A 12263-nucleotide genomic window follows, 5' to 3' on the forward strand; every position below is an offset into this window, starting at 1 on the left:
ATATCACCTCCAAAGGAAAGCACACTTCTCTATGCCGAACAGATCATACCATACAGCCGTCAATGTCCTTGTTTTTCTCCTTCCGGTGACCGCAGTGTGGATCCGGCACGCTGCGAGCGCAACCTTGATACTCCTTGCCCTTCTGGGCGTTCACGCCTGGTATGCTCGAGAGCAAAAACTCACTTTCTCCTGGCCGGAAAAAGCGGTCATGATCTCTTTTGCCGCAATCCTGGGCATGGGACTTCTTTCCGTGCCCCTGCACTGGATCTCACCAGACAACTTTCAATCCGATTTTCAATACGGGCACGAGATTAAACTGCTCTTGTTCATCCCTATTTATTATTTGTTTGTACACACAAAGCTCAAAGCGGAAACCTTCTGGTACAGTCTCTGTGCAGGAGCTATATTCGCGGGTGTCTGGTCCCTCATTTCCTATTATATGCTGGGGGTTGAACGGATTGAAGGCGCATACCACCATATTGTGTTTGGAGATGCGTGCATGGCCATGGGATTTCTCAGCCTGGCAGGAATACAGTTCTTTGAAAGGAAACACAAGCTTCTGGTCCTCATCCCCATTGCAGCTGTACTCATGGGCTTGACTGCAACCCTTCTGGCCGGGGTTCGGGGCGCCTTGATTGCGGGCCCTTTACTGCTGCTCGTCTTCCTCTTCCAGCTGGGCACTCATCCCAGGGCCTGGCTTCTGCGTACCATAATCATAACTGTGCTCCTGATCGGGGGCGGAACCGCGTATACCCTGACCGGTTCTTCCCTCACCGAACGAATGCAGGCGGCGTACCAGACAGTGAACAATGCCCTGTCCGGCCAGAAAATCAGCATCATGGATTCGGCGGACCCTTCTACAGCAGCGCGGTTACGGATGTGGACAGAAGCAGTGGACATTATTAGAGAACATCCCTGGATCGGGGTCGGTGACGACGGATTTGAAGACATTATTGACCAAAAAGCCCAAACCGATCCGACCCTGAGGCCGATCACCAGATACGGCACGCCTCACAACATGTACCTGGAACTGATGACCATCCACGGCATCCCCGGCCTTCCGGTAATGCTGGCCCTTTTCCTGGCCCCGCTGACGGCATTTCTGCTCTGGCTGCGGCGGGACAAGTCGGTCAGAGACTATGCCTATGCCGGGATCATGCTGGTTCTCGCATTCATGCAGTTTGCACTGACCGAAGCACTTATGGAGAAATCGATCCCGATTGCCATATATGGGGTCTACACTGCCGCAGCCATGGCCCTGTGCAGGAATACGGCACGCTCTCCGGCATCTGCCGGTGAAGGGAAGATGAATACCTGAGTTGACTCTCCAGCCTCAATCCGCGGCCAATCGCTGGGCAGTCCTTTTCTCCACTTCCGCCAAAAGCCGCCTTATTTGCGTGTTCGTATACCTGGTTCCGCAAGCCGCATGATAGGCTTGAAAAATCCGCAGGCGGTCCGTCCGGCTCAACCTGGAGACTGCATCAGTATTTATCTGCCGCAGATTCTTCACAATCTCCCTGCGGGGGATTCTTCTTCGGTGCAGATGGGTTCTTTCATTGTCCAAAAAATAAAACACCGGTTTTTCCGCGTCCTCTCGAATCAGGATATTGCTCAGCCGCAAATCCCCGTGCACAAATCCGGTTCTGTGCAGCTTCCCTACTTCTTCTCCCAGGTGCTTGAGGATCTCCCGCCGCCGCTTCGGGGCTCCACCCTTGCCTTCCAGCCAGGAGACCATTTTTACCCCTTTGATCTCCCTGGAGACAATGTAGTCCCGACTACCCTGGCGCCCCCAGAACAGATGCTCCTGAACCCGGAATCCGGCTCCATACAGCATCTTTTCATTTTTGACCGCCCTGGCCCCCCGGCCAAGCCTGACCAGCCTCTTCAAACCTTCCCGCCTGTCTCGAGGCAGAAACACCTTGCAATACACACCGCCTTCCGGGGTTTGTCTGCGGGCCACAACAGCGGTCCGCGCGCTCTGCACCTTTTTCCATCCCGGAGGCAACATGCCGCTATTCACTATTGCTTCTACTTCTTTGACTATTTCCTGTGCATATGGAAAGCCTTTATCAGGATTACCAGAGCAAGAGGATAAAGAAAATTTCTTGCCGTAATATGTCGCCACTGCTCTTCTGAGTTTATGACAAAACTGATCTCCGAGTCTCCGGTGTACAAGGTCCCAAAAGATTCTCAGCACCCGTTCATTATGCCGCCAACTGTAAAAGAAAATCTGCCAGTCTTTTATTCTTTGTCTCTTGGCAATTATCTGCAGTTTCGGCACCTGCACAGCATCAAGATCCACCCAGTAGACATTCTGAGATGTTATAAGAAAATTTGTATCTCTTGTGTCTCTAATTGAAATGCCGCACAGATGAAAGGCCAACAAAGATTCAACGACTTTTTTCGCTGTCGCATAAAGCTCATCCGCCTTCTTGTCCGGAGCATTGAAGTACTTATCTGCTTCCAGGCCTGGAATATACTCACACACAAAAAAAGACCGAACAACGAAAAATCCGATGCGGTCTTGAATCAGGGCAACCGGATTTACCGTCTTGCAACCGACTAAACTCAGATAATGGGCGTTATCCCAACTCTTTTTTGCCTTTGATTTGCGAACTGAACGGCTTATCGCTTTCTGCCAGCTTTTGGGATTATATTGCTTAATCACCAGGCGGGATGTCTTAAATGGAACCGCGACCACCTTGGCCGCTGCATCATCCTTCATTGCCACAGTATCGGCGCTGTTCACTTGTGACTCAACCTGCCAGCAAAAATCCAAAATTCCTGGCTGATCTTTCCATTGCGAGGCCAGGACTATCTTCCTCTGTACTATGCGGTCAAACCGGGAGGTCATAACAATATACGGGTCGCTGCATACTCAAAGATCTATTCACTCTGTGGGCCTGTCACATTTTCTGAACTCTTCAACTGCTCTAAAAGCCCCTGAAAGAAAGACCTGACTTCGGCCTCCAGCTGGGGCAGATTCCGACGGCTTGCGGCAGCAACAGCGGACTCAGCCATCGACCCTGAAGCATCTTCCGTCCTGGTCATGACATCACCCCAACCGTCCACATCCAGACAATCGCGGAGGAATCCATTTTGACCCTCTTGAATCAGAGACCTGGCTGCGCCGCATTGATGACTACCCAAAACAGGAAGTCCAGCTGCCATGGCCTCCAGGACAACAAGTCCGTAGGCCTCATACAGGGCGGGGTGAATCAAGGCGTCCGCTGCCCAGTAGAAGGGACGAACATCGCTCTGACGCCCTGCAAAATGAACGCGATGGTCAATCCCCAGCCGGGACGCCAGACGCTGATAACGTCTTTGGTGACTGTCCCGGCCGACAACCAGCAAGTGACTGCTTTCCGGCCTCCGGGCCAAGGCGCGTAAGGCGGTATGCAATCCCTTCCGCGCAAAGCCCGACCCCACAAACAACCAAAGGAAGGCGTCTTTGGGAACACCGATCGAGTCCCGGGTCCTTTCTTTACGATTCACAAAGTCTGCCGGCCGTCGATACTGGTTCACATCGATTGCATTTTCAATCACATACAACCGTTTTGTGGAGACATTGTAATGATTCAGAATATCCTCGCGTACCATTTCTGAGTTGCAGATAACGGCCCGCAAATTTTCTGACTCATAGGTCGTCCGCTCCAGCCGCAGCTTGTTCCGGTGATGCATATCCATCCGTTGCCACAGCCGTCCCCCAAAACCAAGTGTCCGGCGCTGCTGGCGAAGCCACTCAGCATGCACTCCACCACCCGCACGATAGACATGACAACAGGGCATGTATTCTTGCGACAAGACCAAGTCTGCATCAAGATCCTGCACCTTCCTGCAGGCGGCACGAGCGAAGCCGCCAACCCGTCCAAAACGACCAAAGTGAAAAGGATTGACCTGCACGAACTCAAAATCTTGCGGCCCTGTATCTCCCTGCCGGGCCAAAACTTTTAAATGAGCACCCGTGGAACATAATACCCGCAACAGGGTTTGGGCCATCACTTCGGCCCCGCCGCTGGCATTCAAAGACTTAAAAACGAGGGCAACTTTCATACTTTAGAATATTGTTTCTTGATCATCCATGAGTCGGTTCATTATAATCTGGCAAGAGACTTTGATATACATCTAAAAGCTTATCCACATAAGTATCGATGGTAAAGCTCTGACTTCGAGCTTTAGCGTTCCGAGCAAGTTCTGCATACAGTGAATCATCAGTGAGCAGCGTGCATAGTTTTGCAGCAATGTCATCAGGATGTGTTTCACAAACAAGACAACAATCCCATGCTATTTCTTTGGCCGATACATATTTGGAAATGACTGCAGGTATACCAAGTTGCATAGCTTCTAAAACTGATATTCCTAATCCTTCGTATTGGGAGGGCATCAACAATATATCAGACCTTGCCAGCAAATCTTCAACATCACTTCTATATCCCCAAAAAGTGACCTTATTTTCAATGCAAAGATCATGGGCTAGACTTTCTAGTTTGTTTCGTTCTTTTCCTTCACCTATGATCCATAAGTCAACATTATTAATTTTTTCACAAAGTATCTTGTAAGCTTTTAAAGCCATATCAAAATTTTTTTGTTCAACAAGTCGTCCAACACAGGCTACCACAGAACTTTTTGTTTCATTTTTATAATAATATTTGCTTTTATGCGTAATTTTCTCAGAACTCAAAGCATTGTACAATACAATACTTCTTTTATTAGAACTATGTTCTTTTTTAATAACTTCATTCACAGCTTCTGAAACAGATAAATAAACATCTGTTTTTCTGGACAACAATTTGTTCGCTATTTTTCTATGCATCTTTTTTTGTTTTTTTGTAGTATGAATATGGGTAACTATCGGGATATTCATTCCAAGTGCAGCCAATCTACCAAAATAGTCACCTGAAAACTCCATGGTATGAATAATAGAGGGACGTAAATCACAAATAATATTACGTAGCTTGACAATGGTGTCTAAACGGTAGGTTTTCAAAACATCTACAGAGGACGCAAGATTAATCACGGGAAGATCGTGATCTTCAAACGCACAAAGCTTATCCCCTACACCTGACAAGTTAACAACAGTAAAGTCAATATCTCTGACTTGCAACTCCTTAGATATCTCGAAAAGTAGATTTGCAATACCTCCGAAAGGTAACCCACCAAGAATAAAAAATATCCTTCCTAAATTAATCATAATATATCAATACAACATGAACTATAAATTTATTCCACATTATTTTATATAATTACTATTTTTGTCATTACCAAAATTACCAAAGTCAGGTAGGTACCACCGGCATAGCCGGTGGTACCTACCTGACTAATTATATTTTTTCTTCGCTTAAGAGTTTTTCAAAATAGCTTATTGTAGATGATAATCCTTTGTGCAAATCAACTTGAGGCTCCCACTGAAATTGCTCCCGGGCTAAATTGATATCCGGACACCGCTGTTTGGGATCGTCCTGAGGAAGGTCCCTAAACTGAATCGGGGAGCTGCTTTTTGTGAGCTGTACAACCTTTTCGGCTATTTCCAGGATGGTATACTCCCCTGGATTACCGATGTTCACCGGTCCGGTGAACTCATCCCCGCTCTCCATAATCCGGATCATGACCTCAATCAGGTCGTCCACGTAGCAGAAGGATCTGGACTGGGAGCCGTCGCCGTACACAGTGATCGGTTCCCCGCGCAAGGCCTGGATAATGAAGTTGCTGATCACCCGGCCGTCGAAGGGATGCATGCGCGGACCATAGGTATTAAATATCCTGGCTACTTTGATTTGCAGCCCGTGCTGCCGGCTATAGTCATAAAAGAGCGTTTCCGCGCATCTCTTCCCTTCATCGTAGCAGGACCGCAGCCCGATGGGATTGACGTTCCCCCAGTACCCTTCCGGCTGTGGATGAATGGTCGGATCGCCGTATACCTCGGATGTAGATGCTTGAAATATTTTGGCCTTGACCCGCTTGGCCAGCCCGAGCATGTTGATCGCCCCGTGCACCGAGGTCTTTGTGGTCTGGACCGGGTCCAGCTGATAATGGATGGGCGAAGCCGGACAGGCCAGGTTGTAGATCTCGTCCACCTCCACGTACAGAGGAAAGGTAACATCGTGGCGCATGAACTCGAACTTGGGATTATCCATCAAGTGGTAGATATTCTTCTTGTTTCCGGTGAAGCAGTTGTCCAGGCAGATGACCTCATGGCCCTGCTCTAAAAGGCGCTCACACAGATGTGATCCCAAAAATCCTGCACCGCCGGTCACCAGTATGGTCTTTGCGCTTACCCGTCTCACATCCGCACCTTCCTTATTGGACAACAAGCAAATATTCTGGCCTCACCCCGAATGGGGTCTATAATCTTGCAACCGAAAAATCAAGTTTCCCTGAGCACCTGATCCAGCTTCTCCCGCACATCCTGGACTGTGATCAAATCCATGACCTCAGCCTTGCGTACCCTGCGCCCCCACGGCACATGGTCAGGGTCTTTTCCCGTCTCTTCCTTCAGGGCCTGCGGATACTTGTTGACCACCCATTGCCGGCTCAAGTACGGTCCGGTTCGATCCGGATTGGACGTAGCATACAGTCCCACCACCGGTGTGCCCACAGCTGTGGCCATGTGCAGGGGGCCGGAATCCGGGGAAACGAGAACCCGGCACCGTTGCAAAAGAGCGAGCAATTGCTTAAGATTCGTCCCTCCGATCAGGTCAACAAGCTCATATTGGCCTTCAGCTTGGATCCGTGCTCCCATGGCCTTTTCCTCCCGGCTGGGACCGCCGGTCAGAACCACCTGCAATCCATGCTTCTCCCGGGCATAATCGGCGACCGCAGCATACTTGGCCGGACTCCAATTGCGCCAATTGCGGAACCGAACACTTGAGCACGGACTTATGACCACCGCCCCGCCTTGATCCGGGATCACCGAGGAGGCAAACTCAGAAGCCGGACCAGGAATAGGGATATCCCAGCGCAGCACACGGTCGTATATGCCCAGGGGAGCCAAGAAGCCGAAAAAAGAATCCAGGACATGTTCTGACTGGTGATGTTCGATCCGCTCATTGGAAAACAAGGGGTGGAAAAACTTGGCCCTTTGGGGATCAAAGCCGATCTTCCTCCGGGCCGGTATGCATGCGCTGGCCAGGCCGGCCCGGAATGAGGCCTGCATGTTCAAAAGGACATCAAAGGAAGATCCTGCAAACTCCCTGCGCAGATAAGAAACCGATCTCAAGGTGTTCCTCTTGTCAAAGACTTGAAACTCCACTCCCGGAATGTCGTGAACCAACTGGGCCTCTGTTCTGCCGATCACCCAGGTCAATCTGGCCCTGGGTTTGTGCTTTTGCAGCGTCCTGAGTACCGGCAACACATGGCAGACATCACCAATGGCCGACAGCCTGAGGAGACAGATACGCTCACTCATGTCCATAGTTCATCACAGGTATTCAGCTACGTATTGTACATCCGAGTACGTTGTCTACGACCCAGCACTATTTTCAGAAATGGACCGGAGATTCTTTTCTCCGGCATATTGGCGTCAGCAGGGCTGCCTGACCGGTCAGGCCCGGGGCAGGGGGAGTGCTTACGCCGTTGAATACGGGCGCAAGCGTTTTTTCCTTCGCCATTACCGCAGGGGTGGGGCCATCGGCCCATACATGAAAGACAGATACCTGTGGACTGGACTGGATACGACCCGGGCATGGCGAGAGTTTTATCTTCTTCTGGACATGCACGCCAAGGGCCTTCCGGTCCCCAGGCCCGCGGCCGCCTATGTACAGCGCATCTGGCTCATGTACTACGCTGACATCATCACTGAACAAATTCCGGATGCCCTGCCCCTTGGCATGCTTCTAAACCAGAAAGACTCCATCGACGACAGGTTGTGGACCAGAATCGGCTCCACTCTACAGCACTTTCACAGCCAAGGCATCTGCCACCCGGACTTGAACGTGAACAACATCCTTATAGATAAGGCTGAAGCCGTCTGGTTGATTGATTTCGACAAAGGAGTCTGGTATAGGCCAAAGCCCGGTCAAAGGCAAGCCAATCTGAACCGCCTGCGGCGATCACTGGCCAAGGTATGGCCCCGGGATACATCCGCCGACAACTTCCATCAGGCCTGGAAGCGCATCTTGCGCGGCTATGACCTCCTCGACACAGCTGATCAATGAATCAAGACAGCACACACATCTCTTCGGTGCGCTCACTTGCGTATACAGCCCTGGGAGCATGTTGCACAAAAGGGCTGGACTTTCACCGGGCCTCTCTGCTCGGAGCTCTGCTCGGAGACCTGATGTGGTCTGCGTCTCCCCGCAGGCGCAGAATTGCCATAAACGCAATCGCCGATCGACTGCAGAAAGACAAGGCCTCTGCTGTCCGTCTGGCCAAAGAGAACTTTCGCCAGACCGGCACCGCCTTTGCTGAAGTCTTCCTGCCCCCAAAGGTCGATCACCGTTTTATCCGCTCCAATATATCCTTTTCCGACCCGGATCAATTCAGCCGCATGGAGAATATCCAACGCCCCATTGTTGGGACTACCGGACATTTTGGAGCATGGGAACTCCTCGCGCCCATCTTCAGTCTCTCCTTTTCTTCCCGGCAACGTCAAATCATCGTCAAGCATCCGAAAGACCTGGATTTTGCCGCCCTCATTTCTCATTACCGGGGATTCGGCGGCAACCGGATCGTCAGCCACGATCAGGCCGCTCATCTCGTCCTGCGTTGCCTGCGCCGAAACGGCATCAGTGCCTTTCTCGTGGACCACAATACAAAGAGAAGCAAATCCACGTTCCTTCCCTTTCTGGGCCGGGAAGCCTCGGTCAATATCGGGCCGGCGGTTCTGGCGGTTAGATCCAAGGCCCTGATCTGGCCCATATTTCTTATTCGCAAAGGACGCGGCAGGTACATATTCCATTCCCGCTCTTCCCTGGATACCGCCGAACTGACCGGAAACATGGAGGAAAAGGTGCACGCAGCGGCTCTGTTCTATACCCGGGCGGTTCAGGACATGGTTGTGCGGTATCCGGAGCAGTGGTTCTGGATGCATCAGAGATGGAGGACCAGGCCTGTGGAGAAAAAAACACTGGAGCGCGCATGACCGAGCGGATCACACGTGCCGGGGCTTTTGCTTCCGAGAAAGCTCTGCAGTCTCTGCCTCCCGGCAGCAGAGTCCTTGTAGCCGCTGCCGACCGGGTGGGCGATGCCCTCTTCCGCACCCCGGCCATACGGCTTCTGGGCCGAAGCTTCCCCCATATCCGGTTCGATGCCCTGGCATTCGGCTCCGGTGCGCATGCTGTCCTCTCCCAGCATCCAGATCTCGACACCGTGCATCACCGGACAGATAAAAAGGATATCGCCAGGCTGGCCGAGGACTACGATCTGGTGGTCAACACCAGATCCTCCAATATACGCAGGTATCTGGAAAAGGTTCAAACCCCGATCATTCAGCACCGCCGGATAGAGACAACACAGCACAAGGCCAAGGATCTGCTCCTGTTTGCCCACGCCCTTGCGCCGCGCTCCTCATCTAGCCCCCTTTCAGCATACTGCGAATATGTCCTGCCCATTGCGCATGAAGTGCAGAGCAGGGTCCGCCGAAAGCTTACCCAAGACTACGGTGTAGCCCCTGAAACGCACAGCTTGATCGGGATGCACATCGGCTGCGGCAGCCTGACCAAATACAAGCTCTTTTTCTCCTTTCAGTCACTTGTAAACCACAAAAAGACCTGGCCCATCAAACATTTCATCAGCCTGGCCCACAGGCTGGTCCAGCAGGACTCCAAGCGAAGGATACTGATCATAGGCTCCCAGAACGAAGACTTTCTGTGCCGGAAGATCCTGAACAAGGCCCCCCGGACAATTAACATCTGTCCTGATTTTTCCCTGCTTGAAACCGCAGCCTTGATGGATCATCTCGATCTGCTCATCTGCAATGACAGCGGCCCCATGCACATGGCCTGTGCCAGAAAACGGCCTCTGCTCGCCCTCTTTGGTCCGACAAATCCCCAGCGGACAGGCCCCTTTCCCGAGCTGCCCCAGTTCACAAGCATCAAAAAGGACTCCATGCGCCACATCGGGGTAGACGAGGTATGGACATTGGCGGAACAAGCAATGCGCGGTGTCCGCGACACCCAGTAAACGCACGAGCCTTCATCACTCATGCACATAGTCCATGTCAACCTCGCCCGGGGATACAGGGGCGGAGAACGTCAAACCCAGATTTTGATTCAGGGATTGTCGGCCGCTGGTGGGCACGAACAGACCCTGGTCTGCCGTCCGGACTCTCCCCTGCGTGACGAACTGGATGGTACCTCAGGGCTCCGCTTTTGCCCGGCAAGGCATATGCTAGGCGGTCACAGGCGGTTTGCCCCTGATTCCCTGGTTCACGCCCATGACGGAAAGGCGGCGCACTGGGCCTTTCTCCAACGGCTTACGCATCGAACGCCCTATATTATTACCCGCCGGGTGCCCAACCCCTTGAACACCGACCCATGGACCAAAAGCGTCTACGCCGGGGCAAAACGCCTGGTAGCCATTTCCACGCCTATTCAAAAGTATCTGCAATCCTACCTTAGCCACCCCCCGCCTGTAGACCGCATTCCCAGCGCCTGGACTCCACGCACAGCGGACAGGGAAGCGCCCGGCTCCTTGCGTCGGTCCTATGCTTCATATTTTATTATCGGCCATGTCGGGGCTTTGTCTGACCGGCATAAAGGGCAGCGCCATCTGATTGAGGCCGCCCGGAGGCTGGAGGTGAACTACCCGCAGATGCGGTTTCTGTTTCTGGGATCCGGCCCGGATCGAAAGATGTTGGAGGGGATGGCGGAAGGACTGAACAATGTCGATTTCCTGGGTTTTCAAAATGACGTCGGCCTCTACCTGTCCATCATGGATCTCTTTGTCTTTCCCTCAAATTATGAAGGGCTGGGGTCCACTCTTTTGGATGCCATCGGCTGCGGGGTCCCGATAATCGCCTCGGCAGTAGGAGGGATTCCGGATATCATCCAGGACGGGGTCAACGGCGTGCTCATCCCACCGGGGAACCCTCAGGCCATCACCGAGGCCATCGTCCATCTGTATCACAGGCCCGGGCTGCGCCGAAGCTTGGCCCACCAGGCCGCGGCCCGGCTGGACGAATTCTCCCCCGCCCGCATGGTCCACAGCTATGAACATCTCTATCGCAGCCTAAACCCGCAGCTCTGACAGACAAATCCCGGCCCGGGAGTTCCCGGACCGGGATTCGCAGCAGATTCTCAATTCCTGGTCAAAGGCTGTCAGGCAACGTTTCCGGCTGGCCCTGCCCGTGGGGCACACAGTCGGGCCAACTGCAGGCACTAATGACTGACTTGCTAGGCGGCAAAGGCCTTTTCAAAGTTGGGCACCACCTGCTTCTTGCGGCTCATGACCCCGTCCAACCAGGCCTTATCACCGGACGGGGATACGCCGAAGGCCTTCTCCACCACGGGCGGATTGTCCGAAACCAGGAGCATTTCAGACCCTTCCTTCATGATGTCCGTAAGCAAGAGAAAAACGGAATGGTAGCTGCCCTCGCCCTTGAGGCTGGAGATATCCTTGGCCAGATCGTCCTTCACACTGTCCAGAAGAGAGAGGTCCACAACTTCCAGCTGGCCGATGCCCACCTTGTTTCCGTTCATGTTGAAGTCTTTGAAATCGCGCATGACCAGCTCACGGACCGGGGTCCCCTCAATGGCCGACTTGACTTTGAACATCTCAATGCCCAGGTTCTGCAGGTCGTCCAGGCCGGCCTTCTTGGCCAGGGCCTCGGCCGCTTTCTTGTCCGCATCAGTGCAGGTTGCGGATTTAAAGATAACTGTGTCGCTCAATATGGCGCAGGTCATGATCCCGGCGATATTCTTCGGGATTTCCACCCCGTAAAAGTCGTACATGCTCTTTAGCACTGTGCAGGTGCATCCCACCGGCCAGGTCCAGACCTCGATCGGATTGGGAGTGCTCACATCCCCGACCTTGTGGTGATCGACAATGGCCATGAGTTCACCCTTGTTCAGATTGTCCAGGCTCTGGGACAAATCGGAATGGTCCACGAGCATGATCTGCTTGTCTGTTGCGTCGGTTAACAGCTCCGGTGCGTCGCACCCAAACTTCTCCAGGACAAACCTGCTCTCCGGGTTGACCTCCCCCTGGACCGCCGGTTTGCACTCCACTCCCAGCTTGCTCTTCAAGTCAGCCAAGGCAATGGCTGCACACACTGAATCTGTATCCGGACTCTTGTGACCGACCACATAAACTGCCATGTCCTACCT

11 protein-coding genes are annotated in these 12263 nt (G+C 52.6%); 5 read left to right on the plus strand and 6 right to left on the minus strand.

The genetic code is table 11. The features are described 5' to 3' along the window. Positions 1 to 31: 31 nt before the first annotated feature. Positions 32 to 1318, plus strand: coding sequence for an O-antigen ligase family protein (locus N902_RS0105595; protein WP_027370134.1), 1287 nt, complete (start codon positions 32 to 34; stop codon positions 1316 to 1318). 15 nt (positions 1319 to 1333) lie between these two features. Here the strand turns inward: N902_RS0105595 and N902_RS0105600 are convergent, their stop codons facing one another. From N902_RS0105600 to N902_RS16615, 5 genes are all read right to left on the minus strand, one after another. Further along, entirely contained in the window at positions 1334 to 2749 is a 1416-nt protein-coding gene (locus N902_RS0105600; RefSeq protein ID WP_208596275.1) for a lipopolysaccharide kinase InaA family protein, read from the minus strand. Positions 2750 to 2886: 137 nt separating this feature from the next. After that, on the minus strand, positions 2887 to 4053 hold the full coding sequence (locus N902_RS16605; protein ID WP_084287851.1) for a glycosyltransferase family 4 protein: 1167 nt from the start codon (positions 4051 to 4053) through the stop codon (positions 2887 to 2889). A 22-nt stretch (positions 4054 to 4075) separates the two neighbouring features. Further along, positions 4076 to 5191, minus strand: a complete 1116-nt coding sequence (locus tag N902_RS16610; RefSeq protein ID WP_051564353.1) for a glycosyltransferase family 4 protein — start codon at positions 5189 to 5191, stop codon at positions 4076 to 4078. Between the two features lie 130 nt (positions 5192 to 5321). Continuing rightward, positions 5322 to 6284 carry a UDP-glucuronic acid decarboxylase family protein gene (locus N902_RS0105615; protein WP_027370136.1) on the minus strand — a complete coding sequence of 321 codons (963 nt, stop codon included), beginning with the start codon at positions 6282 to 6284 and terminating at the stop codon, positions 5322 to 5324. An 80-nt stretch (positions 6285 to 6364) separates the two neighbouring features. After that, on the minus strand, positions 6365 to 7405 hold the full coding sequence (locus N902_RS16615; protein WP_034621872.1) for a glycosyltransferase family 9 protein: 1041 nt from the start codon (positions 7403 to 7405) through the stop codon (positions 6365 to 6367). Here N902_RS16615 and N902_RS16620 point away from each other — a divergent pair. Genes N902_RS16620 through N902_RS0105640 form a run of 4 tightly spaced genes read left to right on the plus strand, consistent with a single transcriptional unit; the run spans position 7404 to position 11184 of the window. Continuing rightward, positions 7404 to 8153, plus strand: a complete 750-nt coding sequence (locus tag N902_RS16620; protein WP_161635159.1) for a 3-deoxy-D-manno-octulosonic acid kinase — start codon at positions 7404 to 7406, stop codon at positions 8151 to 8153. The two genes, N902_RS16615 and N902_RS16620, sit on opposite strands and share 2 nt — an antisense overlap. After that, positions 8150 to 9079, plus strand: coding sequence for a lysophospholipid acyltransferase family protein (locus N902_RS0105630; protein ID WP_051564357.1), 930 nt, complete (start codon positions 8150 to 8152; stop codon positions 9077 to 9079). Before N902_RS16620 ends, N902_RS0105630 begins: the two co-directional genes overlap by 4 nt. Beyond that, the gene (locus tag N902_RS0105635; RefSeq protein WP_027370138.1) at positions 9076 to 10119 is read left to right on the plus strand and encodes a glycosyltransferase family 9 protein; all 1044 of its coding nucleotides are present in this window, start codon (positions 9076 to 9078) and stop codon (positions 10117 to 10119) included. Before N902_RS0105630 ends, N902_RS0105635 begins: the two co-directional genes overlap by 4 nt. A 21-nt stretch (positions 10120 to 10140) precedes the next feature. Further along, a complete protein-coding gene (locus N902_RS0105640; RefSeq protein WP_027370139.1) occupies positions 10141 to 11184 on the plus strand; it encodes a glycosyltransferase family 4 protein in 1044 nt (347 codons plus the stop codon). Positions 11185 to 11330: 146 nt separating this feature from the next. Here N902_RS0105640 and N902_RS0105645 read toward each other — a convergent pair whose 3' ends face one another. Then, positions 11331 to 12254, minus strand: coding sequence for a manganese-dependent inorganic pyrophosphatase (locus N902_RS0105645; RefSeq protein ID WP_027370140.1), 924 nt, complete (start codon positions 12252 to 12254; stop codon positions 11331 to 11333). Positions 12255 to 12263: the final 9 nt, after the last annotated feature.

Origin of the sequence: Desulfovermiculus halophilus DSM 18834 (genome assembly GCF_000620765.1) — a bacterium.
In the GTDB taxonomy this organism is placed as follows: domain Bacteria; phylum Desulfobacterota; class Desulfovibrionia; order Desulfovibrionales; family Desulfothermaceae; genus Desulfovermiculus; species Desulfovermiculus halophilus.